This is a genomic window from Corallococcus sp. AB045 (assembly GCF_003668895.1).
Classification (GTDB): domain Bacteria; phylum Myxococcota; class Myxococcia; order Myxococcales; family Myxococcaceae; genus Corallococcus; species Corallococcus coralloides.
The window spans coordinates 1-23569 of the sequence record NZ_RAWN01000075.1 but is presented as its reverse complement, the minus strand read 5'-3'; the positions used below and the strand labels follow the sequence as shown (position 1 = coordinate 23569).

The 23569-nt window shown below is 70.1% G+C and carries 22 protein-coding genes; 13 read left to right on the top strand and 9 right to left on the bottom strand.

Translation table 11 applies throughout. The features are described 5' to 3' along the window. Nucleotides 1-49: 49 nt before the first annotated feature. Nucleotides 50-571 carry a bifunctional 2-polyprenyl-6-hydroxyphenol methylase/3-demethylubiquinol 3-O-methyltransferase UbiG gene (locus D7Y21_RS19420; RefSeq protein WP_121714935.1) on the bottom strand — a complete coding sequence of 174 codons (522 nt, stop codon included), beginning with the start codon at nt 569-571 and terminating at the stop codon, nt 50-52. 152 nt (nt 572-723) lie between these two features. Between D7Y21_RS19420 and D7Y21_RS19415 the strand changes: the two genes are divergently transcribed. Next, nucleotides 724-1407 carry a hypothetical protein gene (locus D7Y21_RS19415; protein ID WP_121714933.1) on the top strand — a complete coding sequence of 228 codons (684 nt, stop codon included), beginning with the start codon at nt 724-726 and terminating at the stop codon, nt 1405-1407. Between the two features lie 166 nt (nt 1408-1573). Continuing rightward, complete coding sequence (locus tag D7Y21_RS19410) at nt 1574-2905, top strand: ferritin-like domain-containing protein (protein ID WP_120562181.1); 1332 nt, start codon at nt 1574-1576, stop codon at nt 2903-2905. 11 nt (nt 2906-2916) lie between these two features. On the opposite strand, the gene D7Y21_RS41835 is transcribed toward D7Y21_RS19410, so the two are convergent. After that, nucleotides 2917-3075: a hypothetical protein gene (locus D7Y21_RS41835; RefSeq protein ID WP_158627317.1), complete on the bottom strand. Its 159-nt coding sequence runs from the start codon at nt 3073-3075 to the stop codon at nt 2917-2919. 185 nt (nt 3076-3260) lie between these two features. Here D7Y21_RS41835 and D7Y21_RS19405 point away from each other — a divergent pair, with 185 nt between their 5' ends. Together D7Y21_RS19405 and D7Y21_RS19400 are read left to right on the top strand one after the other, a co-directional pair. Continuing rightward, nucleotides 3261-4520, top strand: a complete 1260-nt coding sequence (locus D7Y21_RS19405; protein WP_121714931.1) for a C39 family peptidase — start codon at nt 3261-3263, stop codon at nt 4518-4520. A gap of 239 nt (nt 4521-4759) precedes the next feature. Further along, nucleotides 4760-6199, top strand: a complete 1440-nt coding sequence (locus tag D7Y21_RS19400; RefSeq protein WP_120562187.1) for a glutamine synthetase family protein — start codon at nt 4760-4762, stop codon at nt 6197-6199. Here D7Y21_RS19400 and D7Y21_RS19395 read toward each other — a convergent pair. Together D7Y21_RS19395 and D7Y21_RS19390 are read right to left on the bottom strand one after the other, a co-directional pair. Next, entirely contained in the window at nt 6196-7044 is an 849-nt protein-coding gene (locus D7Y21_RS19395; RefSeq protein WP_120562188.1) for a DUF1206 domain-containing protein, read from the bottom strand. The genes D7Y21_RS19400 and D7Y21_RS19395 overlap by 4 nt on opposite strands. 127 nt (nt 7045-7171) lie before the next feature. Further along, on the bottom strand, nt 7172-7978 hold the full coding sequence (locus tag D7Y21_RS19390; protein ID WP_121714929.1) for a S9 family peptidase: 807 nt from the start codon (nt 7976-7978) through the stop codon (nt 7172-7174). 107 nt (nt 7979-8085) lie between these two features. On the opposite strand from D7Y21_RS19390, the gene D7Y21_RS19385 reads away from it, so the two are divergent. The 3 genes from D7Y21_RS19385 (at nt 8086) to D7Y21_RS19375 (ending at nt 12642) form a co-directional block, all read left to right on the top strand. After that, complete coding sequence (locus D7Y21_RS19385) at nt 8086-11595, top strand: serine/threonine-protein kinase (protein WP_233612194.1); 3510 nt, start codon at nt 8086-8088, stop codon at nt 11593-11595. A 135-nt stretch (nt 11596-11730) separates the two neighbouring features. Continuing rightward, the gene (locus D7Y21_RS19380; protein WP_121714927.1) at nt 11731-12075 is read left to right on the top strand and encodes a VOC family protein; all 345 of its coding nucleotides are present in this window, start codon (nt 11731-11733) and stop codon (nt 12073-12075) included. An 87-nt stretch (nt 12076-12162) separates the two neighbouring features. Next, nucleotides 12163-12642, top strand: coding sequence for a PaaI family thioesterase (locus D7Y21_RS19375; RefSeq protein ID WP_121714925.1), 480 nt, complete (start codon nt 12163-12165; stop codon nt 12640-12642). A 977-nt stretch (nt 12643-13619) separates the two neighbouring features. On the opposite strand, the gene D7Y21_RS19370 is transcribed toward D7Y21_RS19375, so the two are convergent. Continuing rightward, nucleotides 13620-14522, bottom strand: coding sequence for an SDR family oxidoreductase (locus tag D7Y21_RS19370; protein ID WP_121714951.1), 903 nt, complete (start codon nt 14520-14522; stop codon nt 13620-13622). Between the two features lie 80 nt (nt 14523-14602). Here D7Y21_RS19370 and D7Y21_RS19365 point away from each other — a divergent pair, with 80 nt between their 5' ends. Beyond that, on the top strand, nt 14603-15235 hold the full coding sequence (locus D7Y21_RS19365; RefSeq protein ID WP_120562604.1) for a TetR/AcrR family transcriptional regulator: 633 nt from the start codon (nt 14603-14605) through the stop codon (nt 15233-15235). A 28-nt stretch (nt 15236-15263) separates the two neighbouring features. On the opposite strand, the gene D7Y21_RS19360 is transcribed toward D7Y21_RS19365, so the two are convergent. Further along, on the bottom strand, nt 15264-15758 hold the full coding sequence (locus D7Y21_RS19360) for a hypothetical protein (protein WP_121714923.1): 495 nt from the start codon (nt 15756-15758) through the stop codon (nt 15264-15266). Nucleotides 15759-15835: 77 nt separating this feature from the next. Then, nucleotides 15836-17554: a sigma 54-interacting transcriptional regulator gene (locus D7Y21_RS19355; RefSeq protein WP_121714921.1), complete on the bottom strand. Its 1719-nt coding sequence runs from the start codon at nt 17552-17554 to the stop codon at nt 15836-15838. Nucleotides 17555-17732: 178 nt separating this feature from the next. Here D7Y21_RS19355 and D7Y21_RS19350 point away from each other — a divergent pair, with 178 nt between their 5' ends. Together D7Y21_RS19350 and D7Y21_RS19345 are read left to right on the top strand one after the other, a co-directional pair. Then, nucleotides 17733-18341 carry a DUF2378 family protein gene (locus tag D7Y21_RS19350; RefSeq protein WP_120562194.1) on the top strand — a complete coding sequence of 203 codons (609 nt, stop codon included), beginning with the start codon at nt 17733-17735 and terminating at the stop codon, nt 18339-18341. A 20-nt stretch (nt 18342-18361) separates the two neighbouring features. Beyond that, a complete protein-coding gene (locus tag D7Y21_RS19345; RefSeq protein ID WP_120562195.1) occupies nt 18362-18763 on the top strand; it encodes a TonB family protein in 402 nt (133 codons plus the stop codon). Here the strand turns inward: D7Y21_RS19345 and D7Y21_RS19340 are convergent. After that, a complete protein-coding gene (locus tag D7Y21_RS19340; protein ID WP_120562196.1) occupies nt 18750-19763 on the bottom strand; it encodes an NAD(P)-dependent alcohol dehydrogenase in 1014 nt (337 codons plus the stop codon). The two genes, D7Y21_RS19345 and D7Y21_RS19340, sit on opposite strands and share 14 nt — an antisense overlap. 47 nt (nt 19764-19810) lie before the next feature. Between D7Y21_RS19340 and D7Y21_RS19335 the strand changes: the two genes are divergently transcribed. Together D7Y21_RS19335 and D7Y21_RS19330 are read left to right on the top strand one after the other, a co-directional pair. Beyond that, complete coding sequence (locus D7Y21_RS19335) at nt 19811-20443, top strand: hypothetical protein (protein WP_121714919.1); 633 nt, start codon at nt 19811-19813, stop codon at nt 20441-20443. A gap of 87 nt (nt 20444-20530) precedes the next feature. Next, the gene (locus D7Y21_RS19330) at nt 20531-22009 is read left to right on the top strand and encodes a S28 family serine protease (protein ID WP_121714917.1); all 1479 of its coding nucleotides are present in this window, start codon (nt 20531-20533) and stop codon (nt 22007-22009) included. Nucleotides 22010-22012: 3 nt separating this feature from the next. Here D7Y21_RS19330 and D7Y21_RS19325 read toward each other — a convergent pair whose 3' ends face one another. Beyond that, a complete protein-coding gene (locus D7Y21_RS19325) occupies nt 22013-22918 on the bottom strand; it encodes a LysR family transcriptional regulator (protein WP_121714949.1) in 906 nt (301 codons plus the stop codon). A 110-nt stretch (nt 22919-23028) separates the two neighbouring features. Between D7Y21_RS19325 and D7Y21_RS19320 the strand changes: the two genes are divergently transcribed. After that, the coding region (locus D7Y21_RS19320) for an NAD(P)-dependent alcohol dehydrogenase (RefSeq protein WP_158627316.1) at nt 23029-23569 on the top strand (541 nt) is incomplete at its 3' end.

Sequence of the window (23569 nt, the reverse complement as noted above, 5' to 3'; positions counted from 1 at the left end):
GGGTCGCGTCGAAAGCGGTGGGACTCCCCACCCGGTGGGGACCGTGCCGCTACCCGGACGCCTGCCCCACGACGCACGCGCGCGACGGCGCGGCGGGGACGGTCCGCACGGTGAAACCCTGTGCATCCAGGTTCCGCGCGGCCACCGTGGCGAAGCGCTTCGCATGAGCGGCAACCGGCGCTTCGTGAAAGAGGTAGAGCGCGCCACCGGGACGCAGGTGTTGCCGCAGCCGCGAAAGCTCCGCGCGCGCGTCGTCCTCCGAGAACAGGCTGACGTTGATGGCGAAGGCGACATCGAACAGCTCGAGTCCCAGTTCCACGTCCGCGAGCGTCCCGGTGCGAGCCAGGACACGTCCCGCGCGGATGGCGTCCGCGTTCCGCCGCAGCGCCTGGGTGATCATCTTCTCCGAACGGTCGATGCCCAGGACGCACCCGTCGCCAACAAGCCGCGCGGCCACGAGCCCCAGAGCGATGCCGTGACCACACCCCACCTCCAGCACCCGCGCGTCCGGGGCGACGGACAGCACCTCCATCGCCCAGCGGAACCGGGGCGCGACCGGATCCGTGCTCATGCGCGCAGCGTGGCGTCCGGGCCCCGCCCCCTCAACTTTTCGAGCCCTGCTCGGCTTTTCGAGTCCTCTGGAGCCCCAGCCCTCCAGCGAGGAAGCGTTGGCATCCGCATTGCTCAGGGCCCCTGGACACACTTCCTTCCCAGGAGCTTCCCTTGAACATCCATCGACTCGGTCGTCTCTTCTCGCTCACCCTGCCCCTGGTGCTGGCGGGCTGTGGCGGACCGGAGGGCAGCGTGGACCTGACGGGCTACTCGGAGATCGCTTGCACGGACCAGAACATCTCCGTCAGCGGCCTGACGCTGACCCCAGAGCCGGACTTCGTGCAACTGCGCTCCTTCGACCCCGACCCCCTTGGAGACCAGACGCGCTCCCCCTCTGTCAGCATGAGTTCCTCTGGCCAGCCCTGCGCGACGGCCACCGACGTCCCCGCGTGTGAGACCGCGCTGGAGGACGCGGCCGTCACCACCGGCTTCCACTACAACTGCACGCGCGAATGCCGCCAGCACTTCCTGGTGACGACCCGGGGTGACGAGGTGAAGACGTATTCGTCGCAGGCAGAGCTCCAGCAACTGCTGGGCACCATCGACACGGAACAGGAGGCGGTGCTCCAGGCCTTCGCATCCAGCTACTCCTTCGTCTGCGGGGCCAAGGAGCTAGGAGCGGTGAAGAAGAACGCGGATGGGAGCTTCAATGTCATCGGGACGAATGGCTACGCTTGCGGACCGGGCACGAATCTGACGCAGTACGTGCTGAAGGTGACCGCGGCCGGTACGGTCCAGAAGCTGGAGACGCGCGTCCTGGCGGAGGGAGACTCGGTCTGCCCCGACGGCAGGTAGGGTTCCAGGTCGCCCTGCGAGCGCGGCGTCCAGGTCCTGTCCCCCTCAACTTTCCGAGTCCATCTCGGCCTTTCGGGGCAACGCGGAAGAGTGACTCCGCTGAGAAGACGCCCTGGCATCCGCATTGCTCAGGGATCCGGACACACTTCCTTCCCAGGAGCCTCCCTTGAACATCCATCGACTGCGCCGTCTCTTCTCGCGAGCCCTGCACGCCTCGCTCGCCACGCCCCTGGTGCTGGCGGGCTGTGACGGTTCGGAGGGCAGCGTGGACCTGACGGGCTACTCGGAGGTCGCGTGCTCGGTTCAAGGCCTGTCCGTCAGTGACCTGACGCTGACGCCGGAGCCGGACTTCGTGCAGCTGCGCTACATCAACTCCAACGGAGGCCAGCCGCCCGTCTCCTATGTCAACGTGAGCTCCTCCGGCGAGCCCTGCGCGACGGCCACCGACGTCCCCGCGTGCACGGCCGCGCTGGAGAACGCGAACGTCACCGCCGGCTTCCACCACGTCTGCGTGGATTTCTGCAGCGAGGCCTTCCTGGTGACGACCCGGGGTGACGAGGTGAAGACGCACTCGACGCTGGCGGAGCTCCAGCAGGTGCTGGGCACTGTCGACACGGAGCAGGAGGCGGTGCTCAAGACCTTCGCGTCCGGCTACTCCCTCATCTGCGGCAAGAAGGAGCAGGGCGCGGTGAAGAAGAACGCGGATGGCAGCTTCAACGTCATCGGGACGAAGGGCTACGCCTGCGGGCCGGGCACGGAGCTGACGCAGCACGTGGTGCGGGTCTCCGCTTCCGGCGAGCTCCAGGAGCAGGAGAAGCGCGTCCTGGAGAAGGGAGACCCCAACTGCAACATCGGCCGGCGGCCGGTGGGGCTCCAGGTCGCGGAGGCCTGCGAGAGCCCGGAGGCGCTGGGCCGCTACTTCGCGAACGCGGCGCACCTGGAGGCGGCGTCCGTGCATGCGTTCCTGCGGCTGCGGGATGAGCTGGCGCTACACGGCGCGGACGTGGGCCTCCAGGACGCGGCGCGCAGGAGCGCCATGGAGGAGGTCCAACACACCCAGGTGACGGATCGGCTCGCCCGCCGCTTCGGTGGCACGCCCCAGCGTCCGGTGGTGGAGGAGTTGCCTCCGCGCTCGCTGATGGACGTGGCCCTGGAGAACGCCGTGGAGGGCTGCGTGCGCGAGACGTACGGCGCGCTGCTCGCCCACCACCAGGCGCTGCATGCTCGCGACCTGGAGGTGCGCGACGCCATGGTCCGCATCGCGGAGGACGAGACGCGGCACGCGGCGCTGTCGTGGGACATCGACCAGTGGGCCCGGCCGCGTCTGTCCGCCGAGGAGCGTGAAGCGCTGCGCGAGGCCCAGAAGCGCGCGGTGGCGGCCTTGCGCGAGGACGTCGCGGTGCCGCTCGACGCGAGCATCATCACGATGGCGGGCATGCCCACACCCGAGGCGGCCCTGGCGTTGCTGGACACGCTGGAGCAGGACCTCTGGGCCTGAGCCGCCTCTTCTCACGAGTCTCCGAGGCTCTTCCCCTGCGCCTTCCGCATGGCCAGTTCCCGGGCCATGCGGAAACGTTCGCGCCAGGCCTGCAGCTCCGCTTGAGCGGAAGGACCTTCAGCCACGGACTCCTTCTCCACGAAGTCACTCAAGTCCTTGAGGGTGCGCATGGACTCTCCAAGGGCGAGGTCATGCCCATAACCCACGGAGCGTGATGCCGCACCGCAGGGTCGCGCACGGCGCTCTAGCAACCGCGTCTGACATTCCAGCGCCTGGACCGACATCTGTCCGCCCGGTCGGACTTTCCAGGAATCCGACTTGAGCCCCCGCGCGGGCGTTTGCGAAACTCAGTCCCGTGAACGCCCGCGCTCGCGTCCTCTCCGCCGTCCTGCTGGCCACCTGCATCTGGGCCTGCGCCTCCTCGCCGCCGTCGGCCCCTCCGGACACGTCGCCGGAAGCAGGCTCGCCCGCGCGCCTGTGGCAGAAGACGTCCGTGTCAGGCGACCTCGCGCGCTTCTCCCGCGACGGCACGCGTGTCACCGCCGACGGCGCGCTGGAGCTGGACCCCTCCACCGCGAAGGACGGCACCGACCCGTTCCCCGCGGGCGGCTGGCTCGACGGCGGCAGCTTCTACAACGGCGGCACCTTCCGCGTCGGCACCGCCACCTCCGAAGTCCAGTCCGTCCCCGGCGGCTTCGACAGCGTGGTGCCGTCCTTCGACGCCCAGACGCCTCCCGGCACCTGGGTGAAGCTCTCCGTCTCCGCCCGCATCGAAGGCACCTGGACGAAAGACTACGAGCTGGGCGTCTGGGCCTTCGACACCACCACCGTCGCGCGCCACAGCGTGGACGGCCAGGGCGACGCCGACGGCAACGTCCTCACCGACACCCTCAACCTCAAGCGCCGAGCGGACGCCCTGCGCGTCACCGTCCACCTCTTCTCCGAACGCCCTGACATCAGTCCCCGCGTCCGGGCGCTCGCCGCCGCCGTCACCGACACACGCCTCAAGCCCCAAGACGCCACGTCGGACCGCACCGGCTGGGGCGTCGTGCTCGACGTGCCGGGCTACTCGCAGATGATCTACCCCGACGGCGGCGAGGTCTGGTGCTCCCCCACGTCCACCACCATGCTGCTCGGCTACTGGAGCCGGAAGCTGGGCCGCGCGGACCTGGAACACCCCGTGCCCACCGCCGCCGCCCATACCTATGACTGGGTCTACAAGGGCACCGGCAACTGGGCCTTCAACACCGCCTACGCCTCCAGCATGTCCAATGGCGCGCTGCACGGACTCGTCGCCCGCTTCGACTCGTTCGCCCCCGTGGAGCGCCTCGTCGCCGCCGGCATCCCCGTCAGCATCAGCATCGCCTATGAACCCGGCGAGCTCCCCGGCGGCGCCTCCCGCCGCACCGACGGCCACCTCATCGTCGTGAAGGGCTTCACCGACAAAGGCGACGTCGTGGTCAACGACCCTGCTTTCGGCTCCAACGAAACCACCCACGCCACCTACCCCCGCGCCGAGCTGTGGCGCGCCTGGCAGCACTCCCGGGGGGCCGCGTACGTGCTGTGGCCCGCCGGCACCGCCCTGCCCGAGCAGGGGCTCGTTCCCCTCCCGTAGCTCGCGTCCGAATGCGGACACGCGGCCAATGCAGCGCGGCGCGCAGTGTCCACTGGCCGGGGCGTCAGGCACCCCGTCCCTTGACGTTCGAGCGTCCGTGCGCGCCCCAACAAAACCTTTAGCCTTCAGTCCGCCGAAATTAGGCTTGATTTCGCATCGCGGAATGTAAATACCTGCGCCCGTGCTTTTGATGTCTCCGCCGGTATTCCGGAACCGGGGACACGCCTGGAGGCAGGACCATGGAGCAGAAGCCGCTGCGGGACTTCCTGGAGATTCCCTACGACGAGTTGGAGGAGCTCAACCTCAAGGTGAAGCGCCAGCGCATCAAGCGCGAGTCGCCGGACAAGGTTCGCGAGGAGCGGATCAAGTACCTGACGGACGAGAAGCGCATCAAGGCCGTCACCGTGTGCTTCACCGACCTGGAAGGCCGGCTGCACATGCTGGACTACGACAAGAAGTTCCTCCTCAAGAGCGCGGACAACCTCACCTTCGACGGCTCCTCCATCCGCGGCTTCTCCGCGCAGGCGGAGAGCGACCTGCGCCTGAACGTGGACTGGAGCGCGTTCTACTGGCTGCCGTCCGACATCTTCGGCCCCGGCAAGGTGCTGGCGTTCTGCGAAGTGCTGGAGCGTGACGGCACGCCGTACCACTCGGACATGCGCGGGCAGCTCAAGCGCGCCACCGAGCAGCTGTTCCAGAAGGACGGCACCGTGTTCCACGCGGCGCCGGAAATCGAAGGCTTCCTCTTCAAGAACCGTGACGCCGAGCGCCACTACCACGAAGAGGGCAAGTTCGAGTTCATCTCCATCGGCGGCTACTACCACGCGCTGCCGGGCGACGGGCTGCGCGCCTTCATCGACAAGGCCGCGGAAGCGCAGCGCGCCATGGGTTTCGAGAACGAGAAGGACCACCCGGAGGTGGCGCCCTCCCAGTTCGAGATGAACTTCTCGTACAGCGAGGCGCTCGTCGCCGCCGACCAGATCCAGCTCTACAAGCTGCTCTGCCGCCAGGTGGCCGCTCAGCAGGGGCTGACGGCCAGCTTCCTGCCCAAGCCCGTCACGGGCGTGAACGGCAACGGCATGCACATCAACATGTCGCTGTCGAAGAACAACAAGAACCTGTTCTACGACAAGGGCGGTCAGGACGGCCTGTCGGCCATGGGCTGGGAGTTCATCGACCGGATCCTGAACAACGCGAACGACATCTGCCTGGTGCTCAACTCCAGCGTGAACTCGTACCGCCGGTTGGATCCGCACTACGAGGCGCCCAACCAGATCAAGGCCTCCGCGAACAACCGCGGCGCCATGGTGCGCATCCCGTTCGGCAACGAGCGCAGCGCGCGCGTCGAGTGCCGTTCCGTGGCGCCGGACGCGAACCCGTACATGGTGCTCTTCACGCTGCTGAAGACCGGCCTGGAGGGCCCGCAGCCGCAGGAGGACGCGGAGACCAAGCGCAGCCGCACGCGCTTCCTGCCGGACAACATCTACGACGCGGTGCGCTTCTTCAAGGGCAGCCAGTTCATCGCGCAGACGCTGGGTGAGCAGGTGCAGGGCAAGTACGCGGAGCTGAAGGTGTCCTCCGCGGACCGCTGCCCCAAGCAGCTGGGCACCCGCGTGAAGGACGCGGAGATCCAGTTCCACCATGAGGTGACGAACCAGTACCTCTGGAACCTCTTCTAGAGTTCGCGGTAGCGCGCCTGGAGGAACAGGTAGGCGGCGTAGGCCACCAGGCCCGCCGCCACCACTCCCAGGAGCACGTCGCCCGCGGGTTGGCGGGCGACAACAGCCAGGGCCTCTCCCAGGCCCTTGGCCTCACCCGGGTTCGCGTCCACGCCCGCGAGCACCAGGAAGCCGCCGATGACGGCGAACACGACGCCTCGCGCGGCGATGCCGAACTGGCACACCCGCTCCACGCGGTGCTGATGCGCCGCCGCCAGGCCCGTGAGCGTGAGCTTCTCCCGGAACTTCGCCTTCCAAGCCGTGTGGAACTGCTTCAGCGCGAAGCCGACGATGCCCAGTCCCACCAGCACCACCAGGACGCGGCCGAAGGGCTGCTCCATCAGCGTCGCCGTCCAGCCCTGGGTGCCCTTGCCCTTCCCCTGTGACGCGCCCACCACGGTCTTCACTGCGAACAGCGCCAGCGAGCCGTAGATGACGCCGCTCACGAAGTACATGGCGCGCGTGGCGATGCCCTTCGCGTCCGAGCCCTTGTCCTCCGTGTCCGCGAACGCCTGCGCGAAGCGCCAGATGACGTAGCCGACGAGGCCCACGGCCAGCAGCGACAGGAGCACGATGCCGAAGGGTCCGTGCGCCACGGTGGCGACGGCGCCGTGACTGTCCGTGGCGCGTCCGCCCTCGCCCGCCGCGAGCTTCAGCGCGAGCACCCCGATGATGGCGTAGACGCAGCCCTTGGCCGCGTAGCCCATGCGGCCCAGCTTCTTCGCCCACGGGTGGTTCGCGGCTTCCTTCGCGCCACGCGACAGCCGGTCCATGCCCGGCCCGCGCATCACGTCCATCGTCGCCATGCGGTGTGCTCCTCCCTGCCTTCAGGACCGAAGAACAGGGTGCGCATCCGGAGGCGCGGACGGGCGCAAGGCGCTCCCCCCGGTTCCCCATCCGAGCGGGGAACAGGGGGCCCGGCTGGCTGGCCGCTCAGCGAAGGTTCTTCACGGCCTGGACCACGCGGGGCCACTCCTTGGAGCGCGGGTCGATGAGCTCGAAGTGGCCCGCGCCCTTCAGAGGCACCAGGTGCACGGGGTCCTTCTGCTGGACGCCCCGGGCGTGGAAGCCCTCGCTGACCTTGAGGGGGACGGTGTCGTCCTCGGTGCCGTGGAGGAGGACCTGCGGCAGCTTCAGGGGCTGGAGCGCGGCGGGGGACGCCACGGCGTAGCGCTCCGGGACCTGCTCCGGGGTACCGCCCATGAAGGTCTTCACGATGCCGTTGCCCAGGTCCAGCGCCGCGCCCTGCGCGAGGTCCAGCACACCGGCCAGGGACACCACGCCCTTCAGCTTCAGCGGGGCGTCGCGGTACAGCGGGTGCTTCGGTGTGAGGCGGTGCCGCGCGGCCAGCCACATGGCCAGGTGTCCGCCCGCGGAGTGGCCCATGGCCACCACGTTGGAGAGGTCCAGCCCCAGCGACGGAGCCGCGCTCATCAGGTGGTCCGCCGCGGAGGCCACGTCCTCCAGGGTGCCGGGGAAGCCGCCGCCGTCCTGGCCCACGCGCCGGTACTCCAGGCTCCACGTCGCGAAGCCGCGCTTCGTCAGGTCCGCGCACAGGTGGCCCGCGTGCTCCAGGCCGTACTCGGCGCGCCAGAAGCCGCCGTGGACGAAGAGGACCACGGGGTGTGGGCCCTTGCCCTTGGGCTTGCGCAGCTCGGTGAACTGCTGCGGGGCTTCGCCATAGGCGATGCGCGCGTCCGGCGGCGGCGGCGGCGTTTCCAGGACCCACATGGAGCTCATGCCGCGCATCTTGGGAACGGGCGGCCGGACACCGCAAGTCGCGCCGCGCCGCCGTGCGTGGAGGATGGGGGCTCCGGTACTCTTCCGCGCGATGGGAGCGTGCTGGCGTGTTTGAGGCGAACGAAGCGGAGCTGCGCATGGCCCTGGCCGAGGGCCTGCTCTCCCGCGAGGACGTGGCCCCCCTGCGCGAGGAGGCGGCGCGGCGCGGCGTCTCTCCACTCCAGCTCCTCGTGGAGCGCGGGCGGCTCACCGAGGATTCGCTCGTGTCGCTGCGCCGGAGCCTGGAGGCGGAAGCCGGGACACCGCCCGTGCCCGATGGCGCGCCCAAGCCGGGCACCGCTGACGACACGTTGCCTCCAGGGGCCGCCCCCGCCGCCGCCACGGACGGTCCCGCGTTCCCGGTGCCGCACTGGACGCTCTACCGGCCCGTGAGGTTCCTGGGCCAGGGAGGCATGGGCCGCGTCTTCCTGGCCCGGGACCTGCGGCTGCACCGCGACGTGGCGCTGAAGTTCGTTCGCGACGAGGACCCGGAGCTGTCCCGCCGCTTCATCTCCGAGGCCCGCGCCCAGGCCCGCGTGGACCACGAACACGTCTGCCGCGTGTACGAGGTCGGTGAAGTCCAGGGCCGCGCGTACATCGCCATGCAGTACATCGCGGGGGCGCCGCTGCACACGCTCGCCGGCACGCTGTCCGTGGAGCAGAAGGCGCTCGTGCTTCGCGACGCCACGCTGGGCGTGCACGCGGCCCATCTGGCCGGGCTCGTGCACCGCGACCTCAAGCCGTCCAACATCCTGGTGGAGCGCGGCGAGGATGGAGCCCTGCGCCCCTACGTCATGGACTTCGGCCTGGCGCGAGACTGGTCCAGCGACGATGCCGTCACCGCCACCGGCACCGTTCTGGGCACGCCCCAGTACATGGCCCCTGAACAGGCCCGGGGCGAGGTCACCCGGCTGGACCGGCGCGCGGACATCTACAGCCTGGGCGCCACGCTGTACCACCTGCTCACCGGCCAACCGCCTGTCATCGGTGCCAATGGATTGGAGGTGCTCGGACGCATCGCCACCCAGGAGCCTCGCCGTCCTCGTGAGCTGGACGCCGGGATTCCGGCGGACCTGGAGGCCATCGCCCTCAAGTGCCTGGAGAAGGACCGCTCACGGCGCTATGGCTCCGCGCGGGCGCTGGCGGACGACCTCACGCGGTTCCTCGAAGGGGAGCGGGTCCTCGCGCGCACCGGTCCTGCGTACCGCGTGCGCAAGTGGGTGGCCCGTCACCGGGTCGCCGTCGTCGTCGCGAGCATCACCGGGCTCGCCGTTGCGGGCGCCGTGGGCCAGGGGGTGATGGCCCGGCGGGAGGTGGCTCGCCGCGAGGCCCTTGTCCGGCGCTTCACTGAAGGCGTCGAACGCATCGAGGCCCAGGCCCGTTACTCCGGACAGGCGCCCCTGCACGACACGCGGCCGGACCGCGAAGCGATGCGCGCCCGCATGCGCGACATCGAAGCCTCCATGCGAGACGCTGGTCCCGTCGCGGAAGGCCCGGGCCATTACGCATTGGGGCGCGGGTTCCTCGCGCTGGGAGACGAGGAGGCCGCGCTCACGCACCTGGAGGCCGCCTGGGCGAAGGGCTTTCGCGAGCCCCGCGTGGCGTATGCGCTCGCGCTGGTGCTGGGCCACCGCTACCAGCGCGAACGGTTGGAAGCGGACCGCATCCCGGACGCGGCCAGCCGCGAGGCGAAGCAGCGCGAAGCCTGGGCGCACTCGCGAGACCCGGCGCTGGCCTTCCTGGAGCAGGGCCGAGGCGCGGAGGTCCCTGCCCCCGAATATGCGCAGGCCCTCCGCGCCTTCCATCAAGAGCGCTTCGAGGACGCGCTGAAGTCGCTGGACGCGCTGGGCACGCGGCTGCCGTGGTTCCACGAAGCGCCGCTGCTCCGGGGCGACGTGCTGCTCGCTCGCGCCGTGCGCCACTCCCTGGCGAGTGAACGCGACGCGGCCCGGGACGACCTGGAGGCCGGACGGCGGGCCTACGACGCGGCGGCGGACATTGGCCGCAGTGTGTCCGCCGTGCACCGCGCGAGGGCGGAGCTGGAGCAGGAGGCCCTCATCCTGGAACTGTCCGGCAAGGGCGATGTGATGCCCGCGTACACGCGCGGCATGGAGGCCGTTTCACGCGCGCGCACGGCGGCACCCGATGAAGCGGACACGTGGGTGCTGGAGGCCCGGCTCCACCGGCGTCTGGCCCAGGCGAGCCTCAGCAGTGGAGGCGACGTGGAGCCGCTCCTCACGCGCACACTCGACGCGGCGAAGGAGGCGCTGAGGCTTGCGCCCGAGAAGGTGGAGGCGCGCCACGCGCTGGCCATGGGCTGGTGGCAGTGGGCCCGCTACCGTCAGGACCGGAACGAGGATCCGCGCGAACACCTGCGGGCCGCCGTCGCCGCCTTCGAATCCATTCCCGAGTCCTCGCGCGACTACGACTTCCACCTGGACCTGGGGCTCGTCTTCAAGGTGTGGGCGGATTCGGAGGACGGGCGCGGAGGGGACTCGCTGCCCTTCCGGCAGCAGGCCATCGCGTCCTACCGGCGGGCGTTGGCGCTGGACGCGAAACGGCCGGATGCGTGGATCAACCTGGGCACGGCCTATGTGAACCGCGCCAACCATCCGCGTGCACCGTCGCAGGACGCGGACCTGGAAGAAGCCCGGACCGCGTTGGAGCGCGCGAGCCAGCTCGACCCGGGGCACGTCGTCGCGTGGTTCTACCTGGCGGAGGTGCATCGCGCGCTCGCCTTGCGCCTGCGAGACCACGGCGGCGACGCGGGGCCAGGGCTTGCCCGCGCGTTGGAGGCCTACCGCCAGGGCGTCACCATCAACGCGAAGCTGCCGCCGCTCCAGAACGGCGTGGGCACCATCCTGCTCGACCAGGCCCGCGAGGCGTGGGACCGGGGGGATTCGCCGGAGCCCCTGCTGGACCAGGCGGAGCAGGCCTTCCTCCAGGCCATCGCCATCGCGCCCAAGGTGGGCTTCGCGCACAACAACCTGGGCGAGGTGCGCATGTGGCGCGCGACCTGGCGCCTGCCGCGCGACCAGGATCCCACCGCGAGCGCGAAGGAGGCACAGGCCGAACTCCAGCAGGCCACCACGTTGCTGCCCGGACTCGCGGAGCCGTGGGCCAACCTGGGCCAGGTGCACCACACCGTGGCCGCGTACGCGCTGAAGCACGAGAAGGATCCACGGCCGGCGCTCGTCCAGGCCACGGAGGCGCTGGAGCGCGCGCTGAAGCTCAACCCATCCCTCGCGCAGGCGTGGCGCTGGCGTGGCGAAGTACGGGCGCTCCAGGCTCGCGCGGAGGCCCGACGGGGGCAGAAGCCAGACGCGTCCTTCCAGGCCGCCGCGAGCGACTTCCAGAAGGCGCTGGAGCTGGATCCCGAGAACCTGGACCCGCGACTGGCCTACAGCGCGTTCCTCCGCGAATGGGGCGCGACGGCCTCGGGTCCGGACGCACGCGCACACCTCCAGCAGGGGCTATCCCTCATCGAAGCCGTGCACACCGCGCGCCCCCGGTGGAAGGACGCGAGCAGCTTGCGCGATGACCTGCGTCGCGCACTCGCGAAGCTGCCGCCGGAATGACGGCACCGGCTGCGTGCAACAAGGAGGCATTGCTCGGGCCTCCGTGCGTGACGACCTGGCGCGGCGCTGGAGAGTGCGCGGCATCTTCGCCGTTCAGGCGTTGTCGTCCTGATGCAACGTACATAGCGTCGGCGCATGCCGCTCGCGCTCTACTCTGGAATCGCCGTCTCGAACTACGCCACGGCTTGCGACTGGTACTCGCGACTGTTCGGCGGGCCGCCCACGCTCGTCGCCACGCCCACGAAGGCGGTGTGGGATCTCGCGGAGTACCGGTCCATCTTCATCGATGAACGCCCCGAGCACGCGGGCCACGCGAACCTATCGATCTTCGTGGACGACCTGGACGGCCTCGTGGCCCAGCTCTCCGAGCGGGGGATCCACGCGGAGAAGCAGGAGACGTACAAAGACGGCGTCCGACGGGTCACCTACCGGGACTTCGACGGGAACGAGATCGGCTTCGGCAGCGCCCCCCAGCTCTGAGCACTGCCGGCAACGCCCAGGCGGTCACCTCCCGCGCTGCGAGGTACCTTCAAACGGCCCCGAACTCCTTCGGGCGGGAGCACTTCCATGAGCGCAGCCGGGCCCCCCTTTGGACCGCAGGTCTTCACCCCAGCGGACGCCGCGTTCGAGCAGCGCGTTCGAGACAGCTTCGCGCGCCAGCGCGTGATGGACACGATTGGCGCGTCGCTGACGTCCGTGTCACCGGGAGAGGTCGTCATCGAGCTGCCGTTCCGGGAGGACCTCACGCAGCAGCACGGCTATCTGCACGCTGCCATCGTCACGGCCATCGTCGACAGCGCATGCGGCTACGCGGCGTACTCGCTGATGCCCGTGGACGCCGCCGTCCTGACGGTGGAGTACAAGGTGAACTTCCTCGCACCCGCCGCGGGCCGGAAGTTCATCGCGCAGGGCCGGGTGACGAAGCCCGGCCGGACGCTCACGGTCACCACAGGTGACGTGTTCGCGGAGACCGATGCGGGCCTCAAGCCCATCGCAACCATGCTCGCGACGATGATGGCCGTGAGCCATCGGGAGACCTCGGGCTGAGCTGGGTCATCCGAGGCAGCACCGCCGCGTTGAACGCCGGAGTGGGCTCACGCCCCAAGCGCCCAGCCGTCCCCGCTATCCACCTCCTGCCGGCGCGACCCTCCAAAACCTGTCCGACTGTCGGACAGGTTTCCGTGGGCCGTACGCAGCGGAGCCCCTGCGGACAATGACCGCCTGAACCTGTCCGACTGTCGGACAGGTTTCCGTGGGCTGTACGCAGCGGGGCCCCCTGGCGGGCATGACCGCCCAAACCTGTCCGACTGTCGGACAAGTTTCCGTGGGCCGGATGGAACGGAGGCTCCTCCCTGCCATGCCCTCTCAAAGCTGTCGGACTGTCCGACAGGTCTCCTCAGCTTGAATGGAGCGGCGCACCTGCGGACACGGCCGCCCAAACTTGTCCGGCTGTCCGACAGGTTTCCGAGGCCCGGATGGAGCAGCAGCTCTCGGTCCGGGTTCTCCTGAACCTGTCCGACTGTCCGACAGGTTTCCGCGGCCCGGATGGAGCGGCCTGCCCCCCCCGGCGCGTTTGTCCAACCTGTTCGACTGTCGGACAGGTTTCCGCAGCTCGGCTGGAGCGGCGTGCCCTGCGGACATGACCGCCCAAACTTGTCCGACTGTCGGACAGGTTTCTGCGGCTCGGTAGACGAGGGAGCTCCCGGCACGGTCCTCCCAATCGCGGTCCGACTGTCCGACAGGTTTCCGTGGTCCGGGTGAAACGGGGGCTCTTGCGGACTCGGCTGCTCAAACCTGTCCGACTGTCCGACAGGTTCGTGCGGTGCTCCGCGGACGGGGAGACCCTGCTGGGTTCTCACCTTCTCATCCGTGCGGACGAGCAGACCTCACGTCCGATGGCCTGGCGCGGCGCGCGCCCTCCTCTCGCCAATCGGACGGCAGGATGCCGCCGGTCCAGCGGCTCCGGGCGGCCTCGTGTCAGACCTGGCGCGTAGATCCGAGGCGCCAGCGCTTCTCCATCGCGCTCACAGGATCGTGCCAGCGTCCGGTGCGAAGTAGTGGTCGTCGTCGAGGTCCGCCAGGAGCCCGGGCCCTTCAGGCCGCCAGCCGAGCTGTTCGCGCGTGCGGGCGCTCGACGCAGGCGCATCGAGCGCGAAGAGCGCCCCCAGGAAGCCGAGGAAGTCGCCGGCCTCTGCTGGCATCTTCGAAGCGACCGGCACCCCTACCCGACGACCGATGACGGTCGCGATGTCCCGGGTGGGCACGCCCTCGTCGGCGACGGCGTGGAGCCTTGAACCAGCAGGGGCCCGCTCCAGCGCGAGCCGGAAGAGCCGGGCCGCGTCGGACCGGTGCACAGCGGGCCAGCGATTCGCCCCCTCCCCCACGTAGGCAGCCATGCCCGTCCGCCGCGCGGAGGCGATGAGGTGCGGCACGAAGCCGTGGTCACCCTTTCCATGAACCGACGGAGGAAGCCGCACGATGGACGTGCGCACGCCTTTCTCGGCCAGCGCGAGCATCATCGCCTCCGACGCGCCGCGCCCCGATGGAGCCGCCGCGTTGGTCTCCACGGCGACGCGTCCCGGCGCCAGGAACAACAGCCCCGCCGCGATGACGAGAGGCCGCTGGGAGCCCTCCAGCGCCTTGCCCATGGCTTCAATCGCGCGCGCGTCGGCACGCACCGAGTCCTCGAAGCGGGAGAAGTCGTGGATGAACGCCAGGTGGATGACCCCGTCCGCCTTCGCCGCCCCGGCGCGCAGGCTGTCCGGATCGTCCAGCGAACCGCGATGCACCTCCGCCCCCGCCGCCTCCAGCGCCCGGGCCGAAGCATCCGAGCGGGCAAGCCCCACCACCTGATGCCCCGCCCCCAGCAATTCAGGAACGACCGCCGAGCCGATGAAACCAGACGCACCCGTCACGAATACGCGCATGGAAAGCTCCTTGATGTCAGCTACTGACATCACTCCTAACAAGTGATGTCAGTGACTGCAATCAGGTTATGCTGGTGCCCATGGGCCGCTGGGAACCCAACGCACGAGACCGGCTCGCACAGGCCGCGATGACGCTGTTCCAGGAGCACGGGTACGACCGGACGACGGTGGAGGAGATCGCCGCGCGCGCGGGGCTCACGGAGCGGACGTTCTTCCGCTACTTCACCGACAAGAAGGAGGTCCTGTTCGGAGGCTCGGACGCGCTCCACGAGCGCATCGTCACCACCATCGCGGAGGCGCCCCAGGGGACCGCGCCGCTCGACGCGGTCTCCGCGGCCCTCGAGTCCCTTGCCCCCTTCTTCAAGGACCGCCGCGACCATGCCCGGGCGCGACAGGCGCTCCTCGCCGCGCACGCGGAGCTGCGGGAGCGCGAGCTGATCAAGCTGGCCTCCCTGGCCTCGGCCGCCGCGGACGCGCTTCGAAAGCGCGGCGTCACCGAACCCACCGCGAGCCTGGCCGCGGAGGCAGGCATCGCGGTGTTCAAGGTCGCATTCGAGCGCTGGCTCGAGGACCCGAAGGCGCAGGACCTCTCACGGCACATCCAGCTCGGGCTCGAAGAGCTCAGGGCCGTTACCGCGAGCACCGGCACCACCGCGACTCCGGCCCCGCCGCCACGGCAGCCCGCCCGGCCGGCCAGGGCCCGCAAGCCCTGACGAGGCCCACTCCGGGGGACCGCGCGCCTCAGTCCTCGCTGCGTCCGGTGACTTCCAGCGTGCCGTTGATGGTCACCCGGATGCCCTGCGGTTTCGTGCACTTGGAGCAGTCGCTCGTCGGGCAGGACCACAACGACGTGGTCGTTCCCGGCTCATCCCCGGCGCGCAGCGTCCAGGATGCGACCTGACACGCGGGCACCGGCAGGGGGTTCTCTGTGCAGTCCTTGAGGAGCCCACTGTTGGACACGCCGATGCACCGGTCCTGCTGCACCTGGGACACGAAGCTCACCGTCTGCCCGGCCTGAACCTGCACCTTCGTGCTGCTGAAGTGCACCTTGCCGTCCGAACTGGCGGTGATGAACACCGGGATGCTCCCCTCGGGAGGCGTCGGGCTCACCGCGCAGGGCTGCACCGGCCCGCTGTCGGACGACGCCGCTTCGGAGGAGGTGGAACGGGCGCCACCGCTGGCACAGGCCAGCAGCAGTCCGGTGAGGCACAGCGGGAAGAGGACGCGGCTTCGCATGGGGAACCCTCCAGGGGGATGGGGACGGACGACGCGACGGCTTAGCATCCAGCGTGCCATGCGGCGTGGCCCCCCGCTCAGGGCGCCTTCGCCGTAAGCCCCAGCTCCTTCATCCTCCGCCCCAGCGCGCGCTTCGACACCTCCAGCGTGCGCACCATCGCGTCCAGGTCGCCGCCGCAGGCCTCGAAGCAGCGGGTGATTTCGTCCGCGCCCAGGTCCCCTGCGGTGCGCAGGTTCGGGCTGCGCTCGATGAGGTCGTAGACGGACGGACGGGGAATGCCCAACGCGTCCGCCGTGGCCTTCAGGTCCCACGCGCTCGCCCGCAGCGCGGCCAGCAGCTCCGCCTCCGTCACCTGCGAGGGCTTGCGCCGGGGCACCGCCTCCGGAGCCCCCGCACCCCGCGCCGGAGCCACGGGAGCGCCAGCCAAGGCCTGTGTTCCTTGCGGCATCAGCGCGGTCGCCGCTCCCGCCGCCCACGCCGGAGCCACTGCGGCGCCAATCCCCACGTGGGCTCCTTGCGGCATCGGCGCGGTCGCCGCTCCCGCCGCCGTGCCCAGCGCTTCCTCCAACTGGGAATCCAGCTGCAAGCGTGTCTGTCCTCGGCTCCCGATGACGAGCTGCCGCGTGAGGTTTCGCAGCTGCCGGATGTTCCCCGGCCACGCCGCCCGCACCAGCCGCGACGCCAGCGGCGCGGGCAGCCACGGCTCCGCGTGCGGATCCTCCGAGTCCAGCCGCGCCGCCTCGCCCAGCGCCGCCAGCTCCTCGCGCGCGAAGTGGAAGAACAACCGGCCCACATCCTCGCGCCGTTCACGCAGCGCGGGCACGCGCAGGTCGTAGCCCGCCAGCCGGTGCAAGAGCGGCGCCTTGAAGCGCCCGTCGCGGATCTGCTCCTCCAGGTGCGCGTCCGTCGCGGCGATGAGCCGCACGTCCACCTTCACCGGCTGGCTGGCGCCCACGGGATACAACTCCCCCGTCTCCAGCACGCGCAGGAGCATCACCTGCACTTCCGGCGGCGCCTCGCCCACCTCGTCCAGGAACAGCGTGCCTCCGTGCGCGGCGCGGAAGAAGCCCTCGCGGTCCTGCGTGGCCCCGGAGTATGCGCCCTTCTTCGAACCGAACAGCTCCGCCGCCGCCAGGTCCTTGGGGATGGCCCCCAGGTTGACGCTGACGAAGCGCCCGGCACTGCGCGGTGACAGCCGGTGGATGGCCTGCGCCACCAGCTCCTTGCCCGTGCCCGTCTCGCCCCGGATGAGCACCGACACGTCCAGGTCCGCCACCCGCTCGATGTGCTTGCGCAGCCGTCGCAGGCCCGCGCTCTCGCCCACCATGCCCGGCGTGTCCGCCGGGCCCTCGCCATCCAGCTCCACCGTATGCAAGAGCAGCACCACGCGGCCCGACAGCTCCAGCGCCACCCCATCCATCAACTCCGCCGGCTCGAAGTCCCTCGCGCCCTGGAGCGGCACGCCCGTCGCGACCACGTGCGTGCCGTCCTCCGGCACCGCCAGGCGCACGCCCCCGGCCGCGAGGGCGGAGAGCTCCAGCGGCTTGCGGCTCACGAATGGATCCGCCAGCGGCAGCCCCAGCGAACTGCCCGGCTTCGCGAAGTCCGGCGCGTTGCGCGACAGGGCCAGGGTCCGCCCCGCCACCACCGCGTCCAACAGCAGCCGCTCCCCCACGCGCCGGGGCACAGGATGGGACACCACCGTCAGCGCGGACACGGCGCGGGGAGTCCCCCGTGAACCTCCGCGCTCCTGCATCGCGGCCGTGGAGACATCTGCGAGGGCGTCATGCGGCATGGCCCCGACCCTAGCGCACCCTCCCCGCCCCCTTTCGACGCGTCGAGCCGCGCCGGCCGACCCGTCGGCGCTTCTGCCGCACTGCGTTTTCGGACACTCCGCGCGGACTTCTTGAGACCTGGGAACCTACCGGGTTGAGGCGGCCCCGCTCACACGGGTAGCGTGGGAGGACATGCCGATGACCCCCGAACGCCTTGTCTTCCAGCAGAGCTTCGAAGGGCTGATTCGCGCCCTGGGTGACCACCTGGACGAGCCGTGCGCGCAGCAGTTGCGCGCGGCCGGCATCGACCCTCGCGGAAAGCTGTCGGTGGCCTATCCGCTGGAGGTGTGGGTGGAGTCGCTGAAGCTGGCGTCGTCCGTGCTCGCGCCCGAGGCCACGCTGGACGACGGCGCGGAGGTGGTGGGCCGGCGCTTCCTGGAGGGCTACGGCGCCACGCTCATCGGCAGCGCGCTCCTGGCGGGCGTGCGGCTTTTGGGGCCGCACCGGATGCTGGAGCGGATGACGCGCAACCTGCGCACCGGCACCAACTACCTGGAGGCGCGGCTGGAGCAGACGGGCCCCACGCGCTACGTGCTCACCTGCCGCCCGGTGGTGATCGCCGGCTTCTACCGGGGCCTCTTCTCCGCCGGCCTGGAGATGAGCGGCGCGCACGGCGCCTCCGTGGTGCTGATGCGCGCCGCGGGCGACGCGGCGGTGTACGACCTGTCCTGGCTGCCGGAGAAGGGCGTCAGCAAGCCCCCCGAAACAAAGCCCCTGCCGCCCCGAGGCCCCCAGCCGAGGAGCTGAGCGGGCCCTATATTCGGCCCATGCTCCACATCCCGAAAACCGCCGTGGTGGTGCTCGCGCTGGCCCTCGCATCCGGGGCCCTGGCCGCGAGCGGCAGTCCGCAGTTGCAGACCTACTTCCAGGGCTCGGTGGACAGCCCGGCCTATCAGCAGCAGGCCTTCCAGCGCGTGGCGAAGGCCTGGAAGCAGCCGGGCCCCAAGGGCACACCGGCCCTGGGCAAGAAGACCATCGTCCAGGCCGTGCTCGACAAGGACGGCAAGCTGGTCTCCACCGCCATCCTCACGGAGTCCGGCGCCAAGGCGTGGGACGCCGCCGCGCTCGCCGCGGTGAAGAAGGCAGCGCCCTTCCCGCCCCTGCCCAAGAACACCACCACGCCCACGGTGGAGGCCCACTTCCACTTCGCGTGGGTCAGCTCACCTTGATGACAATCTTCCCGAAGTGCGCGCCCTGCTTCATGTGCTCGAAGGCGGCGCGCGCTTCCGCGAAGGGGAACACGCGGTCCACCACCGGGTGGATGTCATTGAGCGTGAACGCGCGCGCCATCGCCTCGAAGGACTGACGGTGGCCCACGAACACGCCCTGCACGCGCAGGTTCTGCATCAGGATGGGGACCAGCGACACGGAGCCTGCCCCACCGGACAGCACGCCGATGACGGACACGGTGCCGCCTACGCGCAGCGCCTTGAGTGACTTCTCGAAGGTCCCCGAGCCGCCCACCTCCACCACGTGGTCCACGCCCACGCCGCCGGTGAGCGTGCGCGCCGCCTTCTCCCAGTCCGGAGTGGAGACGTAGTTGATGCCCTCCTGCGCGCCCAGCTTCAGGGCCCGCTCCAGCTTGTCGTCGCGGCTGGACGTGACGATGACGTGCGCGCCGAACAGCCGGGCAATCTGCAGCGCGAAGATGGACACGCCGCCCGTGCCCTGGACCAGCACCGTGTCTCCCGCCTTGAGCCCGCCCTGCGTGACGAGCGCGCTCCACGCCGTCACCGCCGCGCACGGCAGCGTGGCGGCCTCCTCGTCGGAGAGGTACGCGGGCGTGAGCACCACGCCGTCCTCGTGCAGGAGCATCGTGTCCGCGAGCGCGCCATCCAGCGGTCCACCCAGCGTGGTGGCGGTGATGGCCTTCGTCGGCTCACCGGACTGCCAGCCCTGCGCGAACAGCGTCATCACCCGGTCGCCGGGCTTCACGCGGGTGACGCCCGGGCCCACCGCGTCCACCACGCCCGCGCCGTCCGAGTTGGGCACCAGCGGCAGCTTCTGGCGCGGGTTGTAGCGGCCCTCCACCATCATCAGGTCGCGCGAGTTGAGGCTCGTGGCCTTCACGCGCACGCGCACCTGGAAGGGCCCTGGCACGGGGTCCGGCCGCTCCGCGCGCACCAGGTTGTCCAGACCGAAGGCACCGCGAATCTCGTAGACGTTCATTGCCCGGGACCTTAGAGCCAGGGCCTCCCACCGAACAGGGTCCCACCATGTCACTGCTCCAGAAGTTGATGGAACACGCCTCGCTCCACGAGCCCTGCGGGACGGCCGGGAAGCGGGCCCACCTCAAGGCCGGACTTCCGACCTCCGCCGCGACGAAGCAGGTGGACGGAGACCTGACGCTCTCCGAAGGCACGGACCTCGTCTTCGAAGAGGGCCGCGTCCACGTGAAGGGCCACCTCCTCCTGGAGGACCAGTCCCGCCTGCTGGTCGCGGGGGACCTGGTGGTGGAGGGCAACATCATCCACGAAGGGTTCGACTACGCCCTGCTCTTCGCGGGCGGCTCCATCCAGGCGGACAACCTCCTCTTCCATGGAGAGCTGGTCGCGCTGGGAGGCCTCACCCTGCGCGGCGCGGCCTGGACCTATTACAACGATTACTCCACCTACGCGGACACACTGACGGCTCGCGCGGTGGTGGCCGACGACCGCGCGGACGCCGTGGACCAGGTCCACGCGGACACGCACCTGGAAGGGCACGCCCGGGTCATCGAGGGAGCGCTGGAGCAGTTGCTGCACCCCGACGCGTGGGCCAGGTACCAGGGGGGCTCCTACGCCGCGCTGGCCAGACACCTGCGCCAGGGTCAGCCGTTGCTGCGCGACTCAGCTCCACGGCGTAAGTAATTGCCGGGAAGCACCTGGGACGTCCTTCTTCTGGAAATACAGGACCGGCATGTTCGTTCTGTCTTTCGCCCAAGGAGGGCTTTACCCATGTCACGTTTCTTCGGTCGTCCCGCGGTGCTGGCGTGTGCGCTGGCACTGGGGCTCCAGGCATACGGCGGCAGCGAACTCCCCCCGGAGTCCATCGCCCCGAGCGCGCCAGAGGTCCAGGCGCAATCCCTGACACAGGACGCGGCGCCGGACATCCTGGCGCAATTGCAGGCGATTCCCGGCCTCACGGTGCTGCTGGAGCGGCCGCCGACCTCCACTGGCGCGCGCATCTTCGTGCTGGCCTATGACCAGCCGGCGGACCACCTGCACCCGAATGGCACGCGCTTCCAGCAGCGGATGACGCTGGTCTTCCGGAACGCGGCGGCGCCCATGGTGCTGGCCAGCACGGGCTACGGCATCAGCACGAACCCCGGCCAGACGGAGCCCGCCTTCCTCTTGCAGGGCAACCAGCTGCAGGTGGAGCACCGCTTCTTCGGGCCCTCCATTCCGCAGCCCGCGAACTGGAAGCTGCTCAGCATCGAGCAGGCCGCGGCGGACCACCACCGCATCGTCCAGGCGTTCAAGCCGCTCTTCCCGGGCAAGTGGATCAGCACCGGCGGCAGCAAGGGCGGCATGACGTCGCTCTACCACCGGGCGTTCTTCCCGCGCGACGTGGACGCCACGGTGGCCTACGTGGCGCCCAACAGCTACGGCACGCAGGACCCGCGCTACGTGAAGTTCTTGAGCAAGCTGGGCACGCCCGCGTGCCGCGAGAGCATCCGCGGCTTCCAGCGTGAAGTGCTGGAGCGGCGCGCGGAGACGGAGCCGCTCTTCCAGGCGACGGGCGCGGCGTACTACGGCAGCACCTACGACTTCCTGGGCGTGGACAAGGCGCTGGAGTTCAGCGCCCTCGAGTTCGCCTTCGCCTTCTGGCAGTACGGCGACGCGTCGCTGTGTGACGAGATTCCCCCGCCGGGAGGCTCCGCGCAGGGGCTGGTGGACTTCCTGGATTATGTGGTTGGCCTCTCGTACATGAGCGACGGAGACCTGGACTACTACGCGCCCTACGACTTCCAGGCCGCCACGCAGCTGGGCAGCTACGCGTCCGACGAGGCCCACCTGAGCGGCGTCCTGCACCATCCCCGGGGCTACGACCCGCGGGCGCTCGTGCCCTTCGACATGAGGCCGTACCCCTTCAACCCCTTCGTGATGCCCATCGTGGAGGGCTGGGTGAAGGTGTTCGGCGAGCGCATCCTGCTCGTCTACGGAGAGAACGACCCCTGGTCCACGGGAGCGTTCAGCGTGAGCGCGCGCAATGACTCGTTCCGGTTCTTCCAGCCGGGCGGCAACCACGGCTCCCGCATCACGGGCCTGCCGGAAGCGGAGCAGGCCGTGGCGCTGGAGCGGCTGCGGACCTGGGCGGGGCTGCCCGCGGAGAGCACCGGGTCCATGAGCCTGCGGGCCCGGAGCGAACAGTCCGCGGACCTGCCCGTCACCACGGGCGTGGTGGACCGCCGCCGCGGTCCGCCGCGCGACTGACCTTCAGGGCCGTTCAGCCGTCACCTCGCGGGCCACGTCCAGGAAGGCGCGGAACGCGGGGGACACCTGGGCGCGGCTGGGGAAGTAGAGGAACAACCCTTCCATCCACGCCGCGTAGGGTTCCAGGACGAGCTTCAGGGTGCCGCGCTTCAAGCGCGGCACGATGGTGGGCTCAAAGGCATACATGAGCGCCAGGCCCGCCTCCGCCATCGCCACCAGCACCTCCTCGTTGGTGGCGAGCACGGGGCCGCGCACGGGGATGCGCCACGTCTTCTTGCCGCGCTCCAGCTCCCACGCGTACTTCGCGCCAGTGGTCGGCAGGAAGATGTTCACGCAGTCGTGCTCCAGCAGGTCCTCCGGGCGCTGGGGCGTCCCCTTGCGCTTGAGGTACGCGGGAGAGCCCACCACCACGTAGCGGAAGCGCTTGGACAGACGCACCTGCACCATGTCCCGCTCGACGGCCTCGAACGGGCGGATGCCCGCGTCCAGTCCCTCCGCGACGATGTCCACGAAGCGGTCTTCGATGCGCAACTCCACCTCCACCTGGGGATGGCGCTGGGCGAAGCGCAGCAGGATGGGCGTCACCACCGTGGACAGGGAGATGGTGGGCACGGACAGGCGCACGCGGCCGGTGATTTCTCCCGCGCTGGCGGTGGCCGCCTCCAGCGCCTCCAACGCCTGCGCCACGGAAGGACCGGCGCGCTCCAGGAGCCGCTGCCCCGCGTCCGTCAGCGCCACGCTGCGCGTCGTGCGGGTGAGCAGCGGCACTCCCAGCTTCGCCTCCAGTTGACGCACCTGCTGGCTCAGCGCGGACGGGGAGATGCCCAGCTCGATGGCCGCCGCCGCGAAGCTGCGCCGGCGTCCCACGGCGAGGAAGGCGTTCAGGGCATTGAGGGGGGTGGTGGCCATTCGGAAGTTTTCCGACATGCCGCGTGCGGATTCCATCCGTTTCGCGAACAGCCTCCCAGGGACATGTTTCCGGGCGTCGGAAGCGACACATTCCTTCAGGAGCACTGCCCATGATTTCCGCTCGCGGTTACGCGGCCCCGGATGCCTCTTCCCTACTTGCCCCCTTCCCGTTCGAGCGCCGCGAGCCCGGCCCGCGCGACGTGCAACTGGACGTCCTCTACTGCGGCGTCTGTCACTCGGACCTGCACATGGCCCGGAACGACTGGGGCTTCTCCCAGTACCCGCTGGTGCCGGGACACGAAATCGTGGGCCGCGTGGTCCGCGTGGGTAGCGAGGTGACGAAGTTCCGCCCGGGTGACCTGGCGGGCGTGGGCACGATGGTGGACTCATGCCGCGCCTGCGCGGACTGCCGGGACGGGTACGAGCAGTACTGCAAGGTCCAGGGCGTCCTGACCTACGGCAGCCGGGAGCGGGACGGGAAGGGCATCACGCAGGGCGGGTATTCGGATCGCCTCGTGGTGGACGAGCACTTCGCGCTGAAGGTGCCCGCGAACCTGGACCCCGCGGCGGTGGCGCCGCTGCTCTGCGCGGGCATCACCACGTACTCACCGCTGCGGCACTGGAAGGTGGGGCCGGGGCAGAAGGTGGGCG

Coding starts and splice junctions, on each gene's coding strand:
- D7Y21_RS19420 (WP_121714935.1), bottom strand. CDS start 571: ATGAGCACGGATCCGGTCGCGCCCCGGTTCCGCTGGGCGATGGAGGTG.
- D7Y21_RS41835 (WP_158627317.1), bottom strand. CDS start 3,075: ATGCGCACCCTCAAGGACTTGAGTGACTTCGTGGAGAAGGAGTCCGTG.
- D7Y21_RS19400 (WP_120562187.1), top strand. CDS start 4,760: ATGGAGCAGAAGCCGCTGCGGGACTTCCTGGAGATTCCCTACGACGAG.
- D7Y21_RS19395 (WP_120562188.1), bottom strand. CDS start 7,044: ATGGCGACGATGGACGTGATGCGCGGGCCGGGCATGGACCGGCTGTCG.
- D7Y21_RS19390 (WP_121714929.1), bottom strand. CDS start 7,978: ATGAGCTCCATGTGGGTCCTGGAAACGCCGCCGCCGCCGCCGGACGCG.
- D7Y21_RS19380 (WP_121714927.1), top strand. CDS start 11,731: ATGCCGCTCGCGCTCTACTCTGGAATCGCCGTCTCGAACTACGCCACG.
- D7Y21_RS19375 (WP_121714925.1), top strand. CDS start 12,163: ATGAGCGCAGCCGGGCCCCCCTTTGGACCGCAGGTCTTCACCCCAGCG.
- D7Y21_RS19370 (WP_121714951.1), bottom strand. CDS start 14,522: ATGCGCGTATTCGTGACGGGTGCGTCTGGTTTCATCGGCTCGGCGGTC.
- D7Y21_RS19365 (WP_120562604.1), top strand. CDS start 14,603: ATGGGCCGCTGGGAACCCAACGCACGAGACCGGCTCGCACAGGCCGCG.
- D7Y21_RS19360 (WP_121714923.1), bottom strand. CDS start 15,758: ATGCGAAGCCGCGTCCTCTTCCCGCTGTGCCTCACCGGACTGCTGCTG.
- D7Y21_RS19355 (WP_121714921.1), bottom strand. CDS start 17,554: ATGCCGCATGACGCCCTCGCAGATGTCTCCACGGCCGCGATGCAGGAG.
- D7Y21_RS19350 (WP_120562194.1), top strand. CDS start 17,733: ATGACCCCCGAACGCCTTGTCTTCCAGCAGAGCTTCGAAGGGCTGATT.
- D7Y21_RS19345 (WP_120562195.1), top strand. CDS start 18,362: ATGCTCCACATCCCGAAAACCGCCGTGGTGGTGCTCGCGCTGGCCCTC.
- D7Y21_RS19340 (WP_120562196.1), bottom strand. CDS start 19,763: ATGAACGTCTACGAGATTCGCGGTGCCTTCGGTCTGGACAACCTGGTG.
- D7Y21_RS19335 (WP_121714919.1), top strand. CDS start 19,811: ATGTCACTGCTCCAGAAGTTGATGGAACACGCCTCGCTCCACGAGCCC.
- D7Y21_RS19330 (WP_121714917.1), top strand. CDS start 20,531: ATGTCACGTTTCTTCGGTCGTCCCGCGGTGCTGGCGTGTGCGCTGGCA.
- D7Y21_RS19325 (WP_121714949.1), bottom strand. CDS start 22,918: ATGGCCACCACCCCCCTCAATGCCCTGAACGCCTTCCTCGCCGTGGGA.